Origin of the sequence: Microbacterium murale, from assembly GCF_014635185.1 — a bacterium.
Lineage (GTDB): Bacteria > Actinomycetota > Actinomycetes > Actinomycetales > Microbacteriaceae > Microbacterium > Microbacterium murale.
The window spans coordinates 535,597-557,520 of sequence record NZ_BMCM01000003.1 but is presented as its reverse complement, the minus strand read 5'-3'; the positions used below and the strand labels follow the sequence as shown (position 1 = coordinate 557,520).

The window sequence follows — 21,924 nt, the reverse complement described above, 5'->3', positions numbered from 1 at the left end:
ATCAGGCGAACGCGTCCGTGATCAGTCGCTCCAAGGTTCGGATGCCGTCGCGCGACAGGATCGATTCGAGGTGCCCCTGCACCGATGCGAACGACGGTCCGCGCAATGCGTAGACGTCGCCGGTCGTCGCGTCAGCAGACACCTCGGCTGCGCCTGCAGCGGTCGTTCCGGGGGAGACCCGAGCGGTGAAGGTGTTGTAGAAGCCGATCGAGGCATCCTCACCGAACACCGGCACGACCTTCTGCAGACCCTGGTGCGGCGAAGTCAACGGGGCCAACTCGATGCCGAGCTGGTCGGCCAGGATCTGATGGCTGAGGCAGACCGCGAGCAGCGGCGCGCCCTCAGCCAGGCGGCGGGCGACGACCTCACGCATGCGTGCAATGCGGGCGATGGTCGCATCACGCGGATCGCCGGGGCCCGGTCCGGCGACGACCAGTTCGGCGGCATCGACGTCCGCATCGGTCACGTCGTGCCACGGCACGATCTTCGCGTCGAGCCCGAGGTGGCGCAGCTGGTGAGCCAGCATCGTCGTGAAACGGTCCTCGGCATCGATCACGAGCGCCCTGCGCCCGGCGAAGGGCCCCGCAGCACCGTCTTCCTGCGGATTCAGCCAGAACTCGGCCAGCCGTGAATTGCGCGAGGCGAGCAACTCGGCGATCTCGGGGTCGTCAGCGAGAGCGGTCTCGACGGCGGGCGCGTCGGGGTCGACCTTGGTCGCGGCCGCGACATCACGTGCGATCGCACCGATGGCACCGAGCACCCCGGCGGCTTTGCCATGGGTTTCGCTGACCTCGCCGTACGGGTCGGAGTGACGCACGAGAGTCGCACCGACCGGCACACGCAGCTCCCCGTCTTCCAGATAGACGGTGCGGATCAGAATGGGGGCGTCGACATCGTGACCGCCCTCGACATTCGGGGTGAACAGCGCTGCGACACCGGAGTAGTAACCACGAGGCTTGCTCTCATGGCGGCGGATGACGGCACAGGCGTTCTGCATGGGGGAGCCGGTCACTGTGGGAGCGAACATCGTCTCACGCAGAATGTCGCGAGGATCAAGTCTGCTGCGCCCGCGCAGCATGTATTCGGTGTGGGTGAGCCGCGACATCTGTTTCAGATGCGGTCCCGTGATCCGGCCGCCGTCCGAGCACACGGCGCTCATCATCTTCAGCTCTTCGTCCACCACCATGAAGAGCTCCTCGGTCTCCTTGGTGGAGGAGAGGAACTCGGTCAGCGTCTCCTTGGTCGCGCCACCTGCCGGATGGCGGAAGGTGCCGGAGATCGGATTCATGGTGACGATGCCGTCGCGCGCGACGACGTGCGCCTCCGGGCTCGCGCCGACGGCGATGTGACCCGGCGTGATGACGGCGAATGTCCAATAGGCGCCCCGTTCGTGCGTCAGCAGCGCGCGGAACCATGTGAGCGCGGCCGTTCTCTCGCCGTGCCCGGTGTCGTCGGAGCCAAGGTCGACGGTCGCCGTGTAGTCGCGCCGGATGACGAAGTTCGCACCTTCGCCGCGACCGATCTCGTCGGCGATCACACGGGTCACGACCTGCGCATAGTCCTCATCGCTGATGTCGAAGCCGGCATCCTTCAGCGGCACGGCATCCTGAGGCAGCGACTCGATGACATCGTGAAGCGGAAGGTGCTCGTGACGGTCGACCAGCAGGCAACGCAGTGGTGTGCCGTCATCCTGCGCCTCGAAGCCCCGCTCGCGCACCTGCCGATACGGCACCATCGCGAAGATCTCACGAGGAACGCCGTTCACGGTGAGCGGGATGTCAGCGAGCAGATCGACGTCTTCGATGTCACCCGTGAGCAGCTCGACGCTCTGAGCGCCATCCCGCGCGATGAGCACGAAGGACGCGTCGGGGTCCTGCGCGAGTGCGGCGAGCAGGGCTGCGGTGTCGGTCATCGAGGTCTCCTGTGCAGGGCTCCGGCTCGGCTCAACGAAAAGACCGCCCCGGAGGCGGTCTGGATTCGTGGGAACGCGAACACACCGCCTAAGAGGCGGGCCACCAGGTGAAGTTCGCGAGCATGGGCCGAAACTATCACAGTGCGGCGCTCTGCTCAGACGGCGCAGCATCCGAAACCGGCCGTTATGGAGCCGGGTTCCAGCCTCCGTCCACCGTGGCGGCGTAACCTGGGTACGTGCCTGCAGTGAATCTTGGGATGCCGCGCGTCCCCGAAGTTCTGAGTCCTCGACGCAAGTCCCGACAGATCAGCGTCGGAAAGGTGCTCGTCGGTGGCGATGCACCCGTGAGCGTCCAGTCGATGACGACGACGAAGACGACCGACATCAACGCGACGCTTCAGCAGATCGCAGAGCTCACCGCCTCCGGGTGCGAGATCGTGCGCGTCGCCGTGCCGCACCAGGATGATGCGGATGCGCTGAAGATCATCGCGATGAAGAGTCAGATCCCCGTGATCGCCGACATCCACTTCCAGCCGCGCTACATCTACACCGCGATCGACGCCGGCTGCGGCGCTGTGCGTGTGAACCCGGGCAACATCCGCGAGTTCGACGGCAACGTCGGCAAGATCGCCGAGGCGGCGAAGGCCGCAGGCGTGTCCCTTCGCATCGGTGTGAACGCCGGCTCCCTCGACAAGCGCATCCTGCAGAAGCACGGCAAGGCGACCGCAGAGGCACTGGTGGAGAGCGCCGTGTGGGAGGCATCGCTGTTCGAGGAGCACGACTTCCACGACTTCAAGATCTCCGTCAAGCACAACGACCCGGTCGTGATGGTCAAGGCGTACCGACTGCTCGCCGAGCGGGGCGACTGGCCGCTGCACCTCGGCGTCACCGAGGCGGGCCCCGCCTTCCAGGGCACGATCAAGTCTGCGACGGCGTTCGGCATCCTGCTGTCCGAGGGCATCGGCGACACCATCCGCGTCTCGCTGTCGGCCCCGCCGGCCGAAGAGGTCAAGGTCGGGCACCAGATCCTGCAGTCACTGAACCTGCGCGAGCGCAAGCTCGAGATCGTCTCCTGCCCGTCGTGCGGACGTGCTCAGGTCGACGTGTACACGCTGGCAGACAACGTGACCGAGGGCTTGAAGGACATGACCGTGCCGCTCCGAGTCGCCGTGATGGGCTGTGTCGTCAACGGCCCAGGCGAGGCCCGAGAGGCAGACCTCGGAGTGGCATCCGGAAACGGCAAGGGTCAGATCTTCGTCAAGGGCGAGGTCATCAAGACCGTTCCGGAAGCCGACATCGTCGCGACCCTGATCGAAGAGGCGAACCGCATCGCTGCCGAGATGGGTCCGGATGCCAAGACCGGCACCGCACAGGTCGTCACGGTCTGATCCTGGCGAGCACGAAGGAGACGAAGTTGTCTGATACCCCGGCACCCGTGCAGGTCATGGCGGCGACGAACGTCACATTCGCGTCCGGTGCCGTCAGAGGCGACGGCGTCATCTCACGCGTCGAGCGGATGCCGACGGGAACTGTCGTTGTCGCGGATGCGACCCCCTTCCATCCAGTGGATCACACCTGGCCGGATCAGCCAGGGGATGCCGGCGAGCTGGGTTCCGGTGACGAGCACGTCGCTGTCGCCGAAGCAGTGATGGCGGCGGTCAGCGACACCGGTGAGTTCGCAGTCGGTGCTGAGATCCCTGTCAAGCGCGGCGCCGAGGGATGGACCTGGCTGGTCGGCCACCGCCTCGAAGGCGAAGCTCCGGACTGGCTCGCAGAGGGTGCTGAGGTGCGTCTTGAAGTCGACGCCCGCCGCCGCGCGGGGCTGAGCCGAGGACACACCGCGTGCCACCTCGCCTCGCTGGCGCTCGACCTTGCGGTTGCTGATCTGTGGCGCAAGGATCCTGGCACGGATGCGCTGGGCTCGCCTGACTTCGAGGGGCGCGCGAATCAGACCAGCCGCATCGACGAGGACGTCAGCGTCGACGAATACCGCCTCGGCAAGAGCCTCCGCAAAGCGGGATTCGACACCGAGACATTCGCCGGGACTCTTTCTGAACGCGAGGATGCCATCAACGCGAAGCTCGCGGAGTGGGTGGCGTCAGGTGGTGCGAGTCGGATCGAGGTCGATGGACCCAGCATCATCGATCGTCGCCGCTGGCGCTGCGAACTGCCAGAGGGTGAGGCCGTGATCTTGTGCGGCGGCACGCATGTCGACGCACTTTCCGAGTTCTCGAGCGTCCGGGTGACACTCGAGCTTCCCGACCCGCAGTTGCTGGTCATGACGACGAAGGTCGTTCCCGCCGCCGTATGACCCGCCTCACAGTGCGCGGGTCATGAAGACCGAGAGCGGATCTGCGACATAGTCCGCGAACGGTCCGCACTCTATGAATCCTTCGCTGGCGTAGAGAGCGCGCGCGGCAGAGAACTCCTCCTCGGTTCCTGTCTCGAGCGAGAGCGAAGCGAATCCCTCCGTCTGCGCGATTCCGAGGATGTACTGCAGCAGGGCGCGGCCGGCGCCACGCCCACGCGCCGCGGTGGTGGTGCGCATCGACTTGAGTTCACCGTTGTGCGCGTCGAGCCGCTTCAGCGCCGCCATGCCACCGAGGTCGTCACCGTCCCAGGCGGTGAACATCGTCACGCTGGTTCCCTGCATCGCCGTGGCGTCCAGCGCGTGGACGCTCTCAGCCGGAGACAGGCTGTGCATGTGCGCCAGATGCTCGACGATGAGCGCTCGGATCGCGTCACCGGTGAGGTCGTCAGGACGAATGTGCCACATGCATTCATCGTCTCAGGACAGTGTTTCCGGGACGTTGCATCGCACGTCTGACGTAGTCACTGGGTCGGATCTGTCACGTGCACGTCATCTTCCTGCTGTCGAGCTTCGCGGTTCACGTGCGTCTTCGCTGCGGCCCGCCGCGCACGCCGTGATTCTTTCGCCCGCGACAGCGGGTACTTCTCATCGAGGTGCGGTTCCAGGTGGATCCTGCGAATCGCGACGAGGATGATGTACCCGCCTACCCAGTATCCGAGGAACAGCACCAGCCCCTGTGGGAAGGTGAAGGCGACGAGTGTCAGGACGACGCCGACCCCGATGTAGAGCCATCGCCACGCGCCGCTGATCCGGTCGCGGGCAGCCTGCTGCTGCTCCGTCCGGTCCTGCAGCGAATCCACACGATTGCTCAGTGCCTCGTCGTCGATCACGGTGAAGAGGTCGCGCACAGGCACATGAAGCGCCTCGGCGACCAGCGAGAGCGTCTCCAGGCTGGCATCCTGACCGGCCTCCAGTCTCTGTACTGTTCGTATGCCCACACCGCTTTCGTTCGCAAGCCGTTCCTGCGTCCAGCCCTGTGCCTGTCGGAGTTCGATGATTCGTGTCTTGTTCACGGAATTCATGCTCGCCTCATACCTCCCGCCAGCACCACGTCAGCGCCACGCCATCATCCAGCCAGCAGCCGTCAACGGTCCGCCACCGATGCGTCTGCGAGGGCGAACTCGACCTCACCCCTGCCGATGTCGGCGCGTATCAGGCGAAGCGGCACGGTGTCACCGGGCTTCGCGCCCGCAGGCAGGGGAGCGGATGCCGTCACGGCGGGATCTGCGATCTGAATCGTCGCGCGGTCCTCGCGCACCTCGATCACGGTGGCCTCGATCGTGGTGCCGTCGAGCGGAGTGAGGAGAGCGGCCTCGACACGATTGACGGTGTCGGCGTTCAGGCGCGAGGCGCGTTGGCCCGATGCCTGCATCAGCGCCGGCAACTCCTCGAGCGACTCGCGCGCCCACGACGGGATCTCTTCACCACGCGACACCGCGAGGCAGATCGCGAGTGCCCAGCGATCGACCAGTCGCCGAAGGGGAGCGGTGGCATGCGCATAGGCGGCTGCGATGGCCGCCTGCTCGATATCCGCGGGAACCGTCCCGTCGAAGGTCACGTATCCCGCACCGCGGAAGAGCGACGCCGCAGCCTCCAGAACCGGCTGCGTGAGCGGGTCCTCACGGTCCAGGGAACGGAGGTACTCTCCGTATTCGCCGTCCTTCCACGGCCGTCCCAGAGCCTCGGTCTGCAGACGGAACGCCGTGAACGCCTTCTCGTCCGGCTCGGGCATCGTGCGCAGCACACCCACCTTCGCTTCGATCATCAGCGATGCCGCGGCCATCCCGGTCATCAGCGACAGCTGCGCGTTCCAGTCTTCAAGGGGCAGCGGATGCCGTCGGTCGATGTCGTACGTGCCGTCCTCACGCTGCACGACCTCCGAATCGGGAAGATTCAGGCTGGCACCTCCGCGCTGCGCCTCGAGCTCCTGACGCAGCCCGCCGATCAGCGGAAGCAGAGACAGGGGCGACTCTTCGCCGCGGTCGAGCGCTTGCTGCGCGCTCGCGTAGTCCAGCTGCGCGCGCGATCGGATCAGCGCGCGCTCCAGCCGGAACTCCGACACGACGCCGGCTTCATCGAGCTTGAACGTCCACACGAGTGCCGGACGATTCTGCTCCGGAAGCAGGGATGCGCGATCCTCGCTGAGAACCCTCGGATGCAACGGGATCGAGCCGTCCGCCGCATACAGCGTCTGACCGCGCTCACGCGCCGAGGCATCCACCGCCCCGCCCGGCGTGACGAACGACGGAACGTCCGCTATCGCGTAACGCACCTCGAAGCCCGAGCCGTTGCGCGCGAGATGCATCGCCTGATCGAGATCCTTCGCGCCCAGGGGATCGAGCGTGACGAAGGGCACGTCGCGCAGATCGAGATCGGGTTCCGGTGCGGTGGCGGCCTCGGCTTCGGCCATGGCCTCCGCGGAGAACTCGGTGGGCGTGTCCAGGTCCTCGCGCAGCGCGGTGAGCGCTGCAGCGAGTTCGCTCTCGACGGCGGACGGAGCGATGTGTGATCGACGCTGAGGCATGACTTCACCCTAAGCCGCCCCATCGCCGCGCCTGCGGCATTAGCGTGGAGACATGACCGCTGCAGAGAAGGCTCAGAAGCTCCGTTCACTGTACGACGCACCGGAGATCCTCCGCGTCGTCAACATCTGGGATGTGATCTCGGCGAAAGCGATCGCCGACGTCTCGCAGACCACCGCCCTTGCCACCGCCGGGCATTCCATCGCCGCGACCTTCGGCTATGCCGACGGTCAGATCCCGCGCGAACTCATGCTCGACATGGTCGGCCGGATCGCGGCATCCACCGAGCTGCCCGTCTCCGCCGACCTCGATGACGGCTATGACGACGCGGGCGAGACCACGCGCCTCGCGATCGCCGCCGGCATCGTCGGCGCGAACGTCGAAGACCGCCTCAAGCCGCTTGCGGAGTCCGTCGCCGTCATGGAGGCGATCGTGAAGGCCGGAGAGGCCGAGGGCATACCGTTCGCGCTCAATGCCCGCACCGACGCCTTCGTCCGAGGAGGCGACCGCCCGGTCGAGGCGAGCATCGCGGATGCCATCGAGCGCGGCCGTGCCTTCCTCGACGTCGGCGCCACCTGCGTGTTCGTCCCGGGCATCCTCGACGCCGACGTCACCCGTCAGCTCGTGGAAGGGATCGGCGAGCGCAAGATCAGCGTCATCGGGCTGCCCGGTGCATTGACCGCCGCGGAGTACGAAGCACTCGGCGTCGCACGCATCTCGTACGGTCCGATGATCCAGCGTGTCGGACTCACCGCCGTGCAGGACGTCGCCACGAGCCTGTACGCAGACGGCGTCATCCCCGCCAGCACCCGTGCGCTGAACTGACCGTCCGAGAACGAGTGACCACGGTCACTAGACTTGACGCGTGGTCACTCGTCTCTCGAAATTCTTCCTCCGCACGCTCCGTGAAGACCCCGCTGAAGCGGAGGTCATCGGTCACAAGCTGCTGCTGCGCGCCGGGTACATCCGACGCGCGGCGCCCGGAGTGTTCACCTGGCTCCCGCTCGGGTTGAAGGTCAAGGCACGTATCGAAGCGATCGTTCGTGCCGAGATGACGAATGCCGGTGCGCAGGAAGTCCACTTCCCGGCGCTCCTGCCGCGTGAGCCCTACGAGCTGTCCGGTCGCTGGGAGTCGTACGGCGACGGCATCTTCCGCCTCCAGGATCGCAAGGGTGCGGACTATCTGCTCGCGCCCACTCACGAGGAGATGTTCACCCTGCTGGTGAAAGATCTCTACTCCTCGTACAAGGACCTGCCCCTGACGATCTACCAGATCCAGGACAAGTACCGCGATGAGGCACGCCCTCGTGCAGGTCTGCTGCGCGGTCGCGAGTTCACCATGAAGGATGCGTACTCCTTCGACGCTTCGGACGCCGGGCTCGAGGTCAGTTACCAGAGCCAGCGCGATGCCTATGAGCGCATCTTCCAGAGGCTCGGGCTCGAGTACGTGATCGTCAACGCCGACAACGGCCTGATGGGCGGCGCCCGCAGCGAGGAGTTCCTGCACCCGACGCCGGTCGGCGAAGACACCTTCGTGCGCAGCGACGGAGGGTATGCCGCGAACGTCGAGGCGTTCACCACCGCAGTCGCGGACGCAGTCGACTTCGACGCGGATGCAACCCCAGAGGTGTTCGACTCACCGAACACGCCGACGATCGACACACTCGTCACACACGCGAATGCCGTGCTCGATGGCGAGTTCACGGCCGCCGACACTCTGAAGAACGTGGTGCTCGCGCTCACACACGTCGATGGCACGCGTGAGATCGTCGTGGTCGGAATTCCCGGGGACCGCGAGGTCGACGAGAAACGCGCCGAGGTGGCGTTCGCGCCCGCCGAAGTCGAGACCGCGACGGCCGACGACTTCGAGAAGAATCCGCTGCTGGTCAGGGGCTACATCGGCCCGTGGACACCGACAGGTGCTGTACTCGGCGAAGAGTCAGCCACCGGCATCCGCTATCTTGTCGACCCCCGTGTCAGCGAGGGGACGAGCTGGATCACCGGGGCGAACATCGACCAGAAACACGCGCACTCGGTCACCGCAGGACGAGACTTCTTCGCCGACGGGATCGTCGAGATCGCCAACGTCCGCGCCGGGGATCCGGCTCCGGACGGCTCTGGTCCTGTCGAGCTCGCCCGTGGAATGGAGATCGGACACGTCTTCCAGCTCGGTCGTTTCTTCGCGGAGACACTGGGGCTGAAGGTCCTCAACGAGAACGGCAAGCTCGTCACCGTCACGATGGGCTCGTACGGTATCGGCATCACCCGCATCCTCGCGATCATCGCCGAGCTGCACAACGACGACAAGGGCCTGATCTGGCCGGCATCGGTCGCGCCCTTCGACGTGCACGTCGTGGCGGCCGGTCGCGATCAGGTCGCATACGACGTCGCCGAGAAGGCCTCAGCCACCCTGGAGGCGGCCGGGCTCGACGTGCTCTACGACGATCGTCCGAAGGTCTCGCCTGGCGTGAAGTTCGGAGACGCCGAGCTCGTCGGCATCCCGCGGGTCCTCGTCGTCGGCCGCGGCGCCGCCGATGGCCAGGTGGAACTCTGGGATCGTCGAAGCGGAGAGCGAGACTCGCTCTCCCTGGACGACGCGATCGAGAGATTGACGTCCTGACATGAGTGACGCGCAGCCGGACGAACTCACCGCGGCGGTCGACGAGATCATGGCCGACGCCGGGATCACGAGGAACCGCCCGCTGGTCCGACGGATGCTCAGTACCGGCATCCTGCTCGGCCAGGAGGACACCGACCGGCTCGATCTCAAGATCGCATCCGCGGCGCTCGTCGAGATGCGCGACGCCTTCCGCCTGTTCCGGCCGTACGCCGATGTGCCGAAGGTCACCGTGTTCGGCTCGGCCCGCACAACTCAGGACGACCCGCTGTATGTGCAGGCGCGTTCGGTGGCATCCGCGCTCGCGAAACGCGGCTGGATGGTCGTCACCGGCGCGGGGCCCGGCATCATGCAGGCGGCTGCCGAGGGCGCGGGGGAGAAGAAGGCGCTCGGCGTCTCCATTCGTCTTCCGTTCGAGGAGAAGCCGGATGCCGTCGTCGCCGACGACACGCACCGCGTGGAGATGAAGTACTTCTTCACCCGCAAGCTCATGCTCGTCAAGGAGTCGACCGGCTTCATCTGCCTTCCCGGCGGCTTCGGAACGCTGGACGAGATGTTCGAACTGCTCACGCTGCAGCAGACCGGCAAGGCGGAGCCCATGCCGATCGTGCTGCTCGACGAACCGGGAGGCACCTTCTGGAAGGGCCTCGAGCGGTTCATCACCGAGAGTCTGATTCCGGCAGGGGTCATCTCGGCCGATGACTTCGATCGCCTGCTCGTCACGGACTCGGCGGAAGCAGCCGTGGCGGAGATCACCGAGTTCTGGCGCAATTACGACTCGCTGCGCTGGGCCGACGACGTGCTCGTGCTGCGGCTGAAGAACGAACCGACGGCTGCCGAGATCGAGATGCTGAACGCCGAGTTCGCGTCGCTGCTGGTCGAGGGGCGGATCGAACGGATCAGCGCACTCCCCATCGAGCACGCCGACCGTGACCGAGTGGAGCTTCCACGGCTGTCACTGCGTCTGCGTCAGCGCGAGGTGGGCGGCCTCTACCGCCTCATCGACGCGATCAACGCGCTCGGCTCCGCGCGCTCCGACGGCTGACACCCTCGTCTGCTCGAGCGGGTATCGTAGTACGGTGCCGCGCGTGCAGGATGCTGCGGCGAGAGCTGAATAGGGAGGCCGTTATGGACATCGAATTGGGGCTGCTGCGCGGGATCGAGAAGGAGAAGGCGATTCCCTTCGACGAACTCGTCGCTATCATCGAGCAGGCCGTTCTGACGGCATACGGCAAGCACGTCTCGGAAGAGGGCACCATCCCTGAGGGCGTTCGCGTCGAACTCGACCGCAAGACCGGTCACGTGGCCGTGCTGCAGCCGGTCAAGGACGACGACGGCGCCATCATCGGTGAAGAGGACGCCACCCCGGACGACTTCGGCCGTATCGGGGCCTTCGCCGCCAAGCAGGTCATCAGCCAGCGCCTGCGCGACATCGCAGATGAAGCCGTGCTCGGCGAGTTCAAGGGCAAAGAAGGCGACATCGTCGCCGGCGTCATCCAGCAGGGCCCGAACCCGCGCATGATTCACGTCGACCTCGGCAGCGTCGAGGCCATCCTCCCGCCCGAGGAGCAGGTTCCCGGCGAGGACTACGCCCACGGCTCCCGCCTGCGCGTCTACGTCACCGCGGTCGCGAAGGGGCTCAAGGGGCCGCAGATCACCGTCTCCCGCACCCACCCGGGGCTCGTGCGCAAGCTGTTCGCGCTCGAGGTGCCCGAGATCGCCGCTGGACTCGTCGAGATCGTCTCGCTCGCCCGTGAAGCAGGCCACCGCACCAAGATCGCAGTCAAGTCGGACGACCCGTCGATCAACGCCAAGGGCGCCTGCATCGGCGAACTCGGTCGCCGCGTCCGGGCCGTCACGGAAGAGCTGTCGGGGGAGAAGATCGACATCGTCGACCACGACGCCGATCTCGCGACTTTCGTCGCCCACGCGCTCTCGCCCGCAAAGGTCACGAGCTCGTTCGTGCTGGACGCGAACACCAAGGCCGTGCGCGCACTGGTGCCCGACTACCAGCTGTCTCTCGCGATCGGCAAGGAAGGCCAGAACGCCCGGCTCGCCGCCAAGCTGACGGGCGCGAAGATCGACATCCAGCCCGACAGCATATTGGACTGACGGCGAGGCCTTGGAGTTGCCACCCAGTGGCGCGGTGTAAGATGGAACCTGTACGAACGTGCGTCGGCTGTCGCATGCGTGCTTCCCGATCCGCTCTTCTCAGAGTGGTTTCTCACGAAGGCATCCTCATCATCGATGAGCGTGCCGTCATGACCGGGAGGGGCGCCTGGCTGCATCCGACGCAGGAATGCATGGATGCCGCACTGCGGCGCCGCGCTTTCGCACGAGCCCTCCGTGTGTCCGAACCACTGGACACGCAGACCATCGAGAAACGGCTGAATGGCTATGGAAACAAAGTGAACGGCTCGAAATGAGACCCGTCCGCAACTAGTGGTCTGCCCTGCCTGGGTAGACCGACCCAGACAGGAGAATTGTGGCTGCCAAACCACGCGTACACGAGATTGCCGCTGAGCTCGGCGTCGACAGTAAGTTCGCACTCGCAAAGCTGAAGGAGCTCGGCGAGTTCGTCAAGAGCCCCTCGTCGACCATCGAGCCCCCAGTGGCTCGCAAGCTTCGTGCGGCCATCGAGGCCGACAGTGCTGCGAAGCCCAAGGCCGAAGAGAAGCCTGCCGCTGCGACGAAACCCGCCGCGGCGAAGTCCAGTGCTGCCAAGTCCGGTGCGGCTACGCCCGGACCGAAGGCTCCGACGCCGGGGCCCAAGCCCGGCCCGAAGCCGGCGCCCGAGCCCGCACCCGCAGAAGCGCCCGTCGCAGATGCACCGGCTGCCGAGGCGCCCGCTGCTGCCGAGGCTCCCGCTGCGGCGAAGTCCGCTGCGGATTCCGAAGACAAGGGCGGTGCCCCGAAGCCCGGCGCGCCGCGTCCTGGCAACAATCCCTTCGCTTCCAACCAGGGCATGGGCCAGCGCCCAGCCGGCCCGCGTCCTGGTAACAACCCCTTCGCTTCCGCGCAGGGCATGGGCCAGCGCCCGACGCCGGGAAACATCCCGCGTCCGCAGGCTCCGCGCCCCGGCGCACCCCGTCCAGGCGCTCCGCGTCCGGGCGCACCGCGTCCCGGTGCTCCGCGCTCCGGCGGTCCCGGCCGTCCCGGTGGTGCACCGTTCCAGCAGCGTTCCGGTGGCCCCGGTCGTCCCGGCGGTGGTGCAGGCGCACCAGGCGGCGGTCCCGGTGCTCGTCCGGGTGGCGGCTTCGCAGGTCGCCCAGGCGGCGGCGGTGGCCGTGGTCGTGGACCCGGCGGTGGAACCGCAGGCGCCTTCGGTAAGGGAGGCGGCAAGTCCAAGCAGCGCAAGTCGCGTAGGGCGAAGCGGCAGGAATTCGAAATGCGGTCGGCTCCGGTCGTCGGTGGCGTCAACGTCACCCGCGGCAACGGAGAGATCATCCGCATGCGCCGCGGCGCATCGATCGCCGACTTCGCCGACAAGATCGAGACGCTGACCGGCTACACGGTGCAGCCCGGAACCCTTGTCACGATCCTCTTCAACCTCGGCGAGATGGCCACGGCCACCGAGTCGCTGGACGAGGCGACCTTCGAGGTCCTCGGTGAGGAGCTCGGCTACAAGATCCAGATGGTCTCGCCCGAGGACGAGGACAAGGAGCTCCTCGAGGGCTTCGGTCTCGACCTGGCCAAGGAGCTGGAGGAGGAGAGCGAGGACGACCTCGAGATCCGTCCGCCTGTCGTGACCGTCATGGGTCACGTCGACCACGGTAAGACGCGCCTCCTCGACGCGATCCGCCAGACCAACGTCATCGAGGGTGAGGCCGGAGGCATCACCCAGCACATCGGTGCCTACCAGGTCTGGACCGAGCACGAGGGCCACGAGCGCGCAATCACCTTCATCGACACCCCCGGTCACGAGGCGTTCACCGCCATGCGTGCCCGTGGTGCGCAGGTCACCGACCTCGCGATCCTGGTGGTCGCGGCCGACGACGGCATCATGCCGCAGACGGTCGAGGCGCTCAACCACGCCCAGGCCGCCGGCGTCCCGATCGTGGTCGCGGTCAACAAGGTCGACAAGCCGGATGCCAACCCGGCGAAGGTTCGTCAGCAGCTGACCGAGTACGGCCTCGTCGCCGAGGAGTATGGCGGAGACGTCATGTTCGTCGACGTCTCGGCGCGTGCAGGCACCGGCATCCAGGAACTTCTGGACGCTGTGCTGCTCGCGGCCGACGCCGGTCTCGACCTGACCGCGAACCCGAACAAGTCCGCGCGTGGAGTCGCCATCGAGGCGAAGCTCGACAAGGGACGCGGTTCGATCGCGACAGTGCTCATCCAGTCCGGAACGCTGCGCGTCGGCGACTCGATCGTCGCAGGCACCGCCTACGGCCGTGTCCGTGCGATGCTCGACGAGAACGGCGACGCAGTCGACGAGGCATATCCGTCCCGTCCGGTGCAGGTGCAGGGTCTGAACTCGGTGCCGCGCGCCGGTGACGTCTTCATCGTCACCGAGGAAGACCGCATGGCTCGCCAGATCGCTGAGAAGCGTGAGGCCGTCGAGCGCAACGCCCTGCTGGCCAAGGCCCGCAAGCGCATCTCGCTCGAGGACTTCACCCGTGCGCTCGAAGAGGGCAAGGTCGAGACGCTCAACCTCATCATCAAGGGTGACGTCTCCGGTGCCGTCGAGGCGCTGGAGGAGTCGCTGCTCAAGATCGAGGTCGACGACACCGTGCAGCTGCGCATCATCCACCGTGGTGTGGGTGCTGTCACCGAGTCGGATGTGAACCTGGCGACGATCGACAACGCGATCATCGTGGGCTTCAACGTCCGCCCCGATCCCAAGGCCCGTGAGGCTGCGGCTCGTGAGGGTGTGGATGTCCGGTTCTACTCGGTCATCTACTCCGCGATCGACGAGATCGAGAGCTCGCTGAAGGGCATGCTCAAGCCGGAGTTCGAAGAGATCCAGTCCGGTGTCGCCGAGATCCGCGAGGTGTTCCGCTCCTCGAAGTTCGGCAACATCGCCGGTGTCATCGTGCGATCGGGAACGATCACGCGAAACGCCAAGGCTCGCATCATCCGCGACGGCGTCGTGCTCGCCGATGGCCTCGCCATCGAGTCGCTGCGCCGGTTCAAGGATGACGTCACCGAGGTGCGCACGGACTACGAGGCCGGTATCGGCCTCGGCAAGTTCAACGACATCCAGATCGGCGACGAGATCGAGACCACCGAAATGGTCGAGAAGCCTCGCGGCTGATCTGATCAAATATGAGGGGCGCCCGCGGGCGCCCCTCATTCGTCACACGGAAGAAGAAGGAAATGGCTGGAGAACGACAGGCACGCCTGGCGGATCGCATTCGCGTCATCCTGGCGGAGCGCCTCGAGCGAGGACTGCGCGACCCGCGACTCGGCTTCGTCACCATAACCGACGTCCGCGTCTCCGGTGACCTGCAGCACGCTTCGGCGTTCTACACCGTGCTCGGTACCGACGAGGAACGAGCATCGAGCGCTGCCGCACTCGCTTCGGCGACCGGACTACTGCGCAGCGAAGTGGGCAAGCAGCTGAGCACCCGTCTGGTGCCGACGCTGGAGTTCATCCCCGATGCGCTTCCGGAGAACGCCGACAACATCACGGCGCTGCTCCGTCAGGCGCAGGAGCGCGACGCGGAGGTTGCCAAGCTCGCATCGTCGGCCACACACGCCGGCGATGCCGACCCGTACATCGTGCGCGCCGATGAGGACGACCAGCAGTAGACCGAGCGCTGCCAGCAGGCAGTAGGCTCAGCGCGGCAGCCGGAGCATGTGCTCCGCCGCCTCGGCGAGCCCGTCTGCGATGAGAGAGTCGATTGCACGGTCGCGCTGCACGGCATCCGGCCAGTCGTGGATCACGGCATCCAGAGGCAGCTCACCTGCATCCGAGTGACGCAGCGCCTTCAGCACCGCGCCTCTGGCCTGCCGATCGGAGCCTTCGTATCGTGCCTGTCGCCGGCGTCCATCGCCGGTGTCAGGGCGACCGGCGTTGATCCAGACGCACTGCGCCGAGATGGGGCACCGTTCGCACTTCGGTGCGCGAGATGTGCACACCGTCGCACCGAGTTCCATCATCGCGGCGTTGAAGACGGCTGATTCGTCATCCGACTCAGGCAGCAGCGCCCGCATCGCGACCAGATCACTGCGCGCGGCAGGTCCAGGGTGAGACCTGCCCTCGAGCGCGCGGGCGATGACGCGGCGAGTGTTGGTGTCGACGACCGGATGCCGGTCACCGAAGGCGAATGCGGCCACCGCCCTGGCGGTGTAATCGCCGATGCCGGACAGCGCGAGCAGCGCATCGACGTCGCGCGGGACCGCGCCGCTGTGACGCTCGGTGATCTCTATCGCGGCGCGGTGCAGCCACAGTGCGCGTCGAGGATAGCCGAGGTTCGCCCACTGCAGCACGACCTCTGCCGGCGTCGCGCGAGACATCGACGTCGGTGTCGGCCAGCGCCGCAGCCAGGCCTCGAGATGCGGTATCACCCGCGTCACCGGCGTCTGCTGCAGCATGAACTCGCTGACGAGCGTGCCCCACGCACCGAACTGCGCGTGGAACTCCGGCCGGCGCCACGGCAGATCCCGCGCATCCGAGCGGTACCACTCAGCGAGCGTGGGAGCCAGGTCCGATGGGGGTGTCGAGATCGCGGGCACCTCGTTAGCCTATGCGGAGTGCCCGACCCCGGGCCGAGACGCGGGTGCGGGCAGAGGAGAGGAGAAGATCACATGCATCGCAGGATGATCGCCGTGCTCACGATCGCTACCGTGAGCGTCATGCCGCTCGCAGGCTGCGCCACGGCACAACCGGCCCCAGAGCCGACGACCGCCGAGACCAGCGCACCGTCGCCCGATCCCACCCCGACGCAGGAGACGGACGAACCCGATCCGGAAGATCCGTCCACCTGGCTGGTCAGTGACGAGGGCATTGGTCCGATCGAGACGGGCGGTGACTTCGAGGCCACGCTGTCGGCGCTGCCGACATCGTGGATGAACGACGAGAACTGCTCGTGGACGGCGTGGTGGAATGCGCAGGATCAGTCCTACAACGTCAACTTCGCGCGCGGCACCACGACCGAGACCGACCCCATCATGGTGGTGTCAGCCTCGGCCGCCGATCCGGTCACGCCGGGTGTGGGCCCGCGTACTGAAGAAGGCCTCGGGATCGGGTCGACCGAGGACGAGATCCTGGCTCAGTATCCGGACGCGGTGGAGGGTACGGCGCCGATCGGCGAAGGCACCTGGCTGAGCGTTCAGGGCGATACAGCGAAGATCTTCTTTGAGTTCTACACGACCTCATCGGAACAGGCGAATGCGGTGACTGTGACGACGGCGGATCAGCCCCCTTATGAGGTCTGCGGCTGACGGCGACGGAGCACGGACGTGGCCTCGATAAGCTGGGGGAATGGTCGCACCCGGCATCCTCCTCGTTGACAAGCCCGGTGGGCTGACCAGCCACGACGTGGTCGCGCGGACGCGAAAGGCGTTCGGCACGCGCAAGGTCGGGCACGCCGGCACTCTCGATCCGATGGCGACCGGTCTGCTGGTGCTCGGCATCGAAGGCGCCACCCGGCTCCTCACATATGTCGTCGGCGCCGACAAGACCTACCTGGCGACGGTCCGGCTCGGGCAGGCGACGGGCACGGACGACGCAGAGGGCGAGATCACCCGCGCAGCAGACGCCGCCGACGTGGATGCGGTGACGAGCGAGCAGATCCGCACCGGGATCGCCGCGCTCACAGGTGACATTTCCCAGGTGCCCAGTGCGGTGTCCGCGATCAAAGTCGACGGACGTCGCGCCTACGCCCTCGTCCGCGCGGGCGAAGAGGTGGAGCTCAAGGCTCGAGCGGTCACCGTGTCGCGGTTCGACCTGCTGGACGAGCGCCGTGGCGGCGGCGTGATCGATCTCGACGTCGTGGTGGACTGCTCGTCCGGCACGTACATCCGCGCACTCGCCCGCGATCTCGGGGATGCGCTCGGCATCGGAGGACATCTCACGGCGCTCCGGCGCACGAGGATCGGACCCTTCGATGTCACGGACGCCGTCGACATCGACTCCCTCACCGGTGCGAAGACACTGACGCCGGCCGTGGCGGCCTCCGCGATCCTGCAACCGCTCGAGGTCACCGAAGACGATGCGCGCGACTTGCGACACGGCAAGCGACTGGGCGGTCAGGCCGCCAGGCTCGACGGCGCCCTCGCCGCGGCGATCGACCCCGAAGGGGCACTCGTCGGGATCGTGGCGAAGCGCGGCAGCGATATCAAGAGCGTCATGAACATGCCGGAGGCGTCCCGATGATCCTCTGGTTCACCACATTGCAGATCGCCGTCGCAGTCGCGGCGGGAGTGTTCTGCGCAGTCGCAGGACTGGCGGGCCGGCGACCGAGCGACTTCTCGGTCGGTGCGCTCGCTCTCGTCGAGGTGCTGCTCATCGTGCAGGTCATCGTGGCGATCATCGCGCCTTTCGCCGGCAACCCGCCCTCGGGCGACCCGCTGGAGTTCTGGGTCTATCTCATCTCTGCAGCCCTGCTGCCGATCGGCGGTGTGATCTGGGCGCTGCTCGAACGCAGCCGCTGGAGCACCGTCATCCTCGGTCTGGTCGCACTCGCGGTCGCGATCATGCTCTGGCGGATGCAGGTGATCTGGACCGTTCAGGTCGGCTGAGCGTGCGGCGATCGAGCATTCCTCGCGCGCTTAGAATGGAGGATGCTATGAGCATCACCGCAACCCGCAATCGGATGACCGGCATAGGCCGTGTCCTCGTCATCGTCTACGCCGTGATGGCGCTGGCTGCCACAGGCCGCAGCTTCGTGCAGATCGTGCGGAAGTTCGACGAGGCGCCCCTGGCGTACACGCTCTCGGCGATCGCCGCCGGTGTGTACATCCTCGCGACTCTGGCGCTGGTGCTCGCCGGTCGACGCGGCTGGTACACGGTCGCCTGGGTCGCGATCGTCTTCGAGCTGGTCGGCGTGCTCGTGGTCGGCGTGCTGAGCCTCGCGGTTCCCGAGCTGTTCCAGCACGACTCGGTCTGGTCGGTGTTCGGCCGCGGCTATCTGTTCATCCCGCTGGTCCTTCCGATGTTCGGGATCTGGTGGCTGCGCACACACCGCCCCGTCGAGGCGGTCCGCACCGCGGAGGTGACGGCGTGATCGTCTTCCGCGACCCGAGCGGGGTGCCGGCCGATTTCGGTCCCTCAGCCGTCGCGATCGGCAAGTTCGACGGCGTGCACGCCGGACATCGTGCGGTGATCGAGCGTCTCAAGGCGGATGCCGCGGCATCCGGAGCACGCGCCGTCGCAGTCACCTTCGACCGCAACCCGCTCGCGCTGCTGCGGCCGGAGATCTGTCCGGAGAACGTGGTCTCGGTGGAACGCAAACTCGAACTGCTCGGCGAGCTCGGACTCGATGCGACGCTGCTGCTGACATTCGATCGCGAGCTGGCCTCACGCACGCCGATCGATTTCGTCGAGAAGATCCTGGTCGATGCGCTGCACGTGTCCACGGTGCTCGTCGGACGCGACTTCCGGTTCGGGCACAAGGGAGCGGGCACCCCCGAGCTCCTGCGCGAGCTCGGCCCGCAGCATGGCTTCACCGTGGATGTGGTGGAGGACGTGTACGTCGAGGGTTCCGAGCGCCGGGTCTCATCCAGCTGGATACGCGAACTGCTCGCCGAGGGGGATGTGAAGACGGCCGAGGTCGTCCTGGGGCGCGCGGTCGACGTGCGCGGCGAGGTCGTGCACGGACACAAACGCGGTCGCGAGCTGGGTTTCCCGACCGCGAACCTGTCGGCGAGCGTCGATGCCCTCGTCCCTGCGGACGGTGTGTATGCGGGCTGGCTCATCGATCACGACACAGCCGTGCGATATCCCGCGGCGGTCTCCGTCGGGACGAACCCGACCTTCGACGATGTCCTGGTGCGTCAGGTCGAGGCGCATGTGCTTGATGAGGACTCCCTCGACCTCTACGGGCACGATGTCACCGTCGAGTTCACCGAGCGATTGCGCGGCATGGTCGCGTTCGAGGGCATCGAGGCGCTCATGGCGCAGATGGCGGCCGATGTGGTGGCAGCGCGCGCCCTTCTGACAGGTGAAGTCCGGGCGTAGTCGCCCGTCGATCGATGATTTATTGCGAGGATGACGTAAACTTCTCGCAGAGTCGTTTTCGGGAGCGCGCCACACCGGCACCACGAGAACGACCGCACAACGTTCGCACGGTCCTGGCTGGCGCCACACGCGGACGACTCGTACGGCACGAACCGACCTTGACGGCGGTTCGGTATTCACGCTCAGGAGGAGCATGCCGACTACGGCAACCGCCGCCACGCGGCGCAAGAAGACGTCACGTCGTGATGACGAGGCCCCACTGATCCCGATCCTCGCCCGCAAGGTGCGCGAGATCGAGGCCAAGGCTCAGCGCGGAAAGCTCGGGCCGACGAACCGGGTCAAGTTCCAGGTGATCGCCTTCCTGGTGCGCGAGGAGCGCGCCAGGGTGAAGACGGATGCCGCGTTCGTGGATTCCACACGCGCCGAACTGCTCAAGCGGCTCGACGGCGTCGCGACGATCCTGGCGAAGACCGCCGCACGCGACACCTCTCTCATCCAGTTGCTCGAGGCGGACTCGGCCACCAGCCCGGTGGCGAAGCGCATGCGCCGTGACTGGCTGCTCGAGTCCGGCGCCGAACTCGCACCGGAAGAGCTCATCATCACCGACATCGCGCCGGTGCAGGCACCGGTGGTGCCGGCGGCCCTCGCCGAACGCCAGGTGATCCCGGCCGCGGTGGAATCACGACAACTCGCGAACCCGTTCCTCGCGCCCGACCTCACTCCTCGGCGCCCGACGGCACCCAGGCGGAGGCTCGACGACTGGGAACTGATGGGACCGCTGTACAAGGCATTCGAGACCGGCGCGGGCGGGTCGGCCGCCAGCATGGAACTGCCGCCGACGCCGGAGTACGATCACATCTCGCCCAAGGGCCTCGAGGTGATGGTGCATCAGTCACGGTTCCTCGAATCCGTGCGCGCAGGTCACCGCAGCTTCCTCCTGGCGGACGAACCGGGCCTCGGCAAGACCGCGCAGTCCGTTCTCGCGGCATCCATCGCCGACGCATACCCCCTCCTCGTCGTCGTGCCGAACGTCGTGAAGATGAACTGGGCTCGCGAGGTGGAGCGGTGGACCCCGCAGCGCAGGGCCACTGTGATCCAGGGCGACGGTGCCGACATCGACGCGTTCGCCGACGTCTTCATCGTGAACTACGAGATCCTCGACCGGCACCTGTCATGGCTCAGCTCGATCGGGCTCAAGGGCATGGTCGTGGACGAGGCGCACTTCATCAAGAACCTTTCCTCGCAGCGTTCGCAGAACGTGCTGGCGCTGGCCTCGCGCATCCGTGAGCGCTCCCACGACCCGCTCATGATGGCGCTCACCGGTACGCCGCTGATCAACGACGTCGAGGACTTCGACGCGATCTGGCGTTTCCTCGGCTGGACGACGGGCGACAAACCGGGTGCGGAGCTGATGGAGAAGCTCGACGACACCGGACTCACGCCGGCGGACAAGTCGTTCTATGCGGAAGCGCGCGACGCCGTGATCTCGATGGGCATCGTCCGACGCAAGAAGAAGGACGTCGCCGCCGACCTGCCGGACAAGCTGATCGCAGACCTGCCGGTGCAACTGGACGATGAGTTCGGCCGTGGCATCCGTCAGGCCGAGCGCGAGCTGGGGGAGCGGTTGGCTGCGAAGTACCGTCGCATCGTCCAGGCTCGCGGCGACCGCGGGCTGGAGCCCGGCGAGATCGACGACGACATCGTCCGGCTCGTGGCGCACAACGAACTCGAGGAGTCGAAGGCCGCAGGCACAGGCGGAGACAACGTCTTCACGATGGTTCGCAAGATCGGTCAGGCCAAGGCTCAGCTCGCCGCGGACTACGCCGCGCAGCTGCAGCGTTCGGTCGGCAAGGTCGTGTTCTTCGCCAAGCACATCGACGTGATGGACCAGGCCGAGGCGCACTTCGCGGCATCCGGCATCCGTTACGTCTCGATCCGCGGCGATCAGACGACGCCGGCACGACAGCAGGCGATCGACGACTTCAACGGCGACGAGAGCGTCGGCATCGCGGTCTGCTCGCTCACCGCGGCCGGCGTCGGACTCAACCTGCAGGCGGCCTCCAACGTCGTCCTCGCTGAGTTGAGCTGGACCGCCGCGGAGCAGACGCAGGCGATCGACCGCGTGCACCGCATCGGACAGGACGAGCCGGTCACGGCATGGCGGATCATCGCCGCGCACACGATCGACACGAAGATCGCCGAGCTCATCGATCAGAAGCAGGGCCTCGCGGCCAGGGCGCTGGACGGCGAAGCGGTGCTCGAGACTCCGAGCGAGTCCGTGCAGCTGGCGGCACTGATGCACCTGCTTCGGCAGGCGCTCGGCGACTGAGGCACCGCCGGGGCTGTTAAGAAACGGCCTTCTTGGTGGGTGTTCTG

General features: G+C 66.7%; 20 protein-coding genes. 15 read left to right on the top strand and 5 right to left on the bottom strand.

Annotated features, from left to right (window positions below; translation table 11 throughout):
- Position 1 precedes the first annotated feature (1 nt).
- Positions 2-1,912 carry an anthranilate synthase family protein gene (locus tag IEV67_RS12305; RefSeq protein WP_188436843.1) on the bottom strand — a complete coding sequence of 637 codons (1,911 nt, stop codon included), beginning with the start codon at positions 1,910-1,912 and terminating at the stop codon, positions 2-4.
- A gap of 236 nt (positions 1,913-2,148) precedes the next feature.
- Here IEV67_RS12305 and ispG point away from each other — a divergent pair, with 236 nt between their 5' ends.
- Both ispG and IEV67_RS12295 read left to right on the top strand, forming a co-directional pair.
- Positions 2,149-3,300: a flavodoxin-dependent (E)-4-hydroxy-3-methylbut-2-enyl-diphosphate synthase gene (ispG, locus tag IEV67_RS12300; protein ID WP_188436842.1), complete on the top strand. Its 1,152-nt coding sequence runs from the start codon at positions 2,149-2,151 to the stop codon at positions 3,298-3,300.
- Positions 3,301-3,326: 26 nt separating this feature from the next.
- The gene (locus tag IEV67_RS12295) at positions 3,327-4,223 is read left to right on the top strand and encodes an alanyl-tRNA editing protein (protein WP_229703067.1); all 897 of its coding nucleotides are present in this window, start codon (positions 3,327-3,329) and stop codon (positions 4,221-4,223) included.
- Positions 4,224-4,229: 6 nt separating this feature from the next.
- Here IEV67_RS12295 and IEV67_RS12290 read toward each other — a convergent pair whose 3' ends face one another.
- From IEV67_RS12290 to IEV67_RS12280, 3 genes are all read right to left on the bottom strand, one after another.
- Positions 4,230-4,688: a GNAT family N-acetyltransferase gene (locus tag IEV67_RS12290; protein WP_188436841.1), complete on the bottom strand. Its 459-nt coding sequence runs from the start codon at positions 4,686-4,688 to the stop codon at positions 4,230-4,232.
- A 56-nt stretch (positions 4,689-4,744) separates the two neighbouring features.
- Positions 4,745-5,296 (bottom strand): helix-turn-helix domain-containing protein, encoded by a 552-nt coding sequence (locus IEV67_RS12285; RefSeq protein WP_188436840.1) that lies wholly within the window; start codon positions 5,294-5,296, stop codon positions 4,745-4,747.
- A gap of 71 nt (positions 5,297-5,367) precedes the next feature.
- The gene (locus IEV67_RS12280; protein WP_188436839.1) at positions 5,368-6,807 is read right to left on the bottom strand and encodes an RNB domain-containing ribonuclease; all 1,440 of its coding nucleotides are present in this window, start codon (positions 6,805-6,807) and stop codon (positions 5,368-5,370) included.
- Between the two features lie 52 nt (positions 6,808-6,859).
- Here IEV67_RS12280 and IEV67_RS12275 point away from each other — a divergent pair, with 52 nt between their 5' ends.
- The 7 genes from IEV67_RS12275 (at position 6,860) to rbfA (ending at position 15,176) form a co-directional block, all read left to right on the top strand.
- Positions 6,860-7,630 carry an isocitrate lyase/PEP mutase family protein gene (locus tag IEV67_RS12275; RefSeq protein ID WP_188436838.1) on the top strand — a complete coding sequence of 257 codons (771 nt, stop codon included), beginning with the start codon at positions 6,860-6,862 and terminating at the stop codon, positions 7,628-7,630.
- A gap of 40 nt (positions 7,631-7,670) precedes the next feature.
- Complete coding sequence (locus IEV67_RS12270; RefSeq protein WP_188436837.1) at positions 7,671-9,425, top strand: proline--tRNA ligase; 1,755 nt, start codon at positions 7,671-7,673, stop codon at positions 9,423-9,425.
- Between the two features lies 1 nt (position 9,426).
- The gene (locus IEV67_RS12265) at positions 9,427-10,467 is read left to right on the top strand and encodes an LOG family protein (protein WP_188436836.1); all 1,041 of its coding nucleotides are present in this window, start codon (positions 9,427-9,429) and stop codon (positions 10,465-10,467) included.
- A gap of 83 nt (positions 10,468-10,550) precedes the next feature.
- Positions 10,551-11,534, top strand: a complete 984-nt coding sequence (nusA, locus tag IEV67_RS12260) for a transcription termination factor NusA (protein ID WP_188436835.1) — start codon at positions 10,551-10,553, stop codon at positions 11,532-11,534.
- A gap of 41 nt (positions 11,535-11,575) precedes the next feature.
- Positions 11,576-11,848: a YlxR family protein gene (locus IEV67_RS12255; RefSeq protein ID WP_188436834.1), complete on the top strand. Its 273-nt coding sequence runs from the start codon at positions 11,576-11,578 to the stop codon at positions 11,846-11,848.
- Between the two features lie 59 nt (positions 11,849-11,907).
- Positions 11,908-14,679 carry a translation initiation factor IF-2 gene (gene infB, locus IEV67_RS12250; protein WP_188436833.1) on the top strand — a complete coding sequence of 924 codons (2,772 nt, stop codon included), beginning with the start codon at positions 11,908-11,910 and terminating at the stop codon, positions 14,677-14,679.
- Between the two features lie 62 nt (positions 14,680-14,741).
- Positions 14,742-15,176 (top strand): 30S ribosome-binding factor RbfA, encoded by a 435-nt coding sequence (gene rbfA, locus IEV67_RS12245; RefSeq protein WP_188436832.1) that lies wholly within the window; start codon positions 14,742-14,744, stop codon positions 15,174-15,176.
- Between the two features lie 27 nt (positions 15,177-15,203).
- On the opposite strand, the gene IEV67_RS12240 is transcribed toward rbfA, so the two are convergent.
- The gene (locus IEV67_RS12240) at positions 15,204-16,103 is read right to left on the bottom strand and encodes an HhH-GPD family protein (RefSeq protein ID WP_306440992.1); all 900 of its coding nucleotides are present in this window, start codon (positions 16,101-16,103) and stop codon (positions 15,204-15,206) included.
- Positions 16,104-16,175: 72 nt separating this feature from the next.
- On the opposite strand from IEV67_RS12240, the gene IEV67_RS12235 reads away from it, so the two are divergent.
- The 6 genes from IEV67_RS12235 to IEV67_RS12210 all read left to right on the top strand — a co-directional run bounded on the left by IEV67_RS12235 (position 16,176) and on the right by IEV67_RS12210 (position 21,877).
- Complete coding sequence (locus tag IEV67_RS12235) at positions 16,176-16,811, top strand: hypothetical protein (RefSeq protein ID WP_188436831.1); 636 nt, start codon at positions 16,176-16,178, stop codon at positions 16,809-16,811.
- Between the two features lie 40 nt (positions 16,812-16,851).
- Entirely contained in the window at positions 16,852-17,745 is an 894-nt protein-coding gene (gene truB / locus IEV67_RS12230) for a tRNA pseudouridine(55) synthase TruB (RefSeq protein WP_188436830.1), read from the top strand.
- Entirely contained in the window at positions 17,742-18,110 is a 369-nt protein-coding gene (locus IEV67_RS12225) for a hypothetical protein (protein WP_188436829.1), read from the top strand. The genes truB and IEV67_RS12225 overlap by 4 nt, the downstream gene beginning before the upstream one ends.
- Positions 18,111-18,184: 74 nt before the next feature.
- A complete protein-coding gene (locus IEV67_RS12220; protein WP_188436896.1) occupies positions 18,185-18,595 on the top strand; it encodes a hypothetical protein in 411 nt (136 codons plus the stop codon).
- Positions 18,592-19,548 carry a bifunctional riboflavin kinase/FAD synthetase gene (locus IEV67_RS12215; protein ID WP_188436828.1) on the top strand — a complete coding sequence of 319 codons (957 nt, stop codon included), beginning with the start codon at positions 18,592-18,594 and terminating at the stop codon, positions 19,546-19,548. The genes IEV67_RS12220 and IEV67_RS12215 overlap by 4 nt, the downstream gene beginning before the upstream one ends.
- Positions 19,549-19,741: 193 nt before the next feature.
- Entirely contained in the window at positions 19,742-21,877 is a 2,136-nt protein-coding gene (locus tag IEV67_RS12210) for a DEAD/DEAH box helicase (protein WP_188436827.1), read from the top strand.
- The last annotated feature ends 47 nt before the right edge of the window (positions 21,878-21,924 follow it).

Bases quoted from the DNA above. Each gene is read 5' to 3' on its own strand.
- IEV67_RS12305 (WP_188436843.1), bottom strand. From the start codon at position 1,912: ATGACCGACACCGCAGCCCTGCTCGCCGCACTCGCGCAGGACCCCGAC.
- IEV67_RS12290 (WP_188436841.1), bottom strand. From the start codon at position 4,688: ATGTGGCACATTCGTCCTGACGACCTCACCGGTGACGCGATCCGAGCG.
- IEV67_RS12280 (WP_188436839.1), bottom strand. From the start codon at position 6,807: ATGCCTCAGCGTCGATCACACATCGCTCCGTCCGCCGTCGAGAGCGAA.
- IEV67_RS12275 (WP_188436838.1), top strand. From the start codon at position 6,860: ATGACCGCTGCAGAGAAGGCTCAGAAGCTCCGTTCACTGTACGACGCA.
- IEV67_RS12265 (WP_188436836.1), top strand. From the start codon at position 9,427: ATGAGTGACGCGCAGCCGGACGAACTCACCGCGGCGGTCGACGAGATC.
- nusA (WP_188436835.1), top strand. From the start codon at position 10,551: ATGGACATCGAATTGGGGCTGCTGCGCGGGATCGAGAAGGAGAAGGCG.
- IEV67_RS12255 (WP_188436834.1), top strand. From the start codon at position 11,576: ATGGAACCTGTACGAACGTGCGTCGGCTGTCGCATGCGTGCTTCCCGA.
- rbfA (WP_188436832.1), top strand. From the start codon at position 14,742: ATGGCTGGAGAACGACAGGCACGCCTGGCGGATCGCATTCGCGTCATC.
- IEV67_RS12235 (WP_188436831.1), top strand. From the start codon at position 16,176: ATGCATCGCAGGATGATCGCCGTGCTCACGATCGCTACCGTGAGCGTC.
- truB (WP_188436830.1), top strand. From the start codon at position 16,852: ATGGTCGCACCCGGCATCCTCCTCGTTGACAAGCCCGGTGGGCTGACC.
- IEV67_RS12225 (WP_188436829.1), top strand. From the start codon at position 17,742: ATGATCCTCTGGTTCACCACATTGCAGATCGCCGTCGCAGTCGCGGCG.
- IEV67_RS12220 (WP_188436896.1), top strand. From the start codon at position 18,185: ATGACCGGCATAGGCCGTGTCCTCGTCATCGTCTACGCCGTGATGGCG.
- IEV67_RS12210 (WP_188436827.1), top strand. From the start codon at position 19,742: ATGCCGACTACGGCAACCGCCGCCACGCGGCGCAAGAAGACGTCACGT.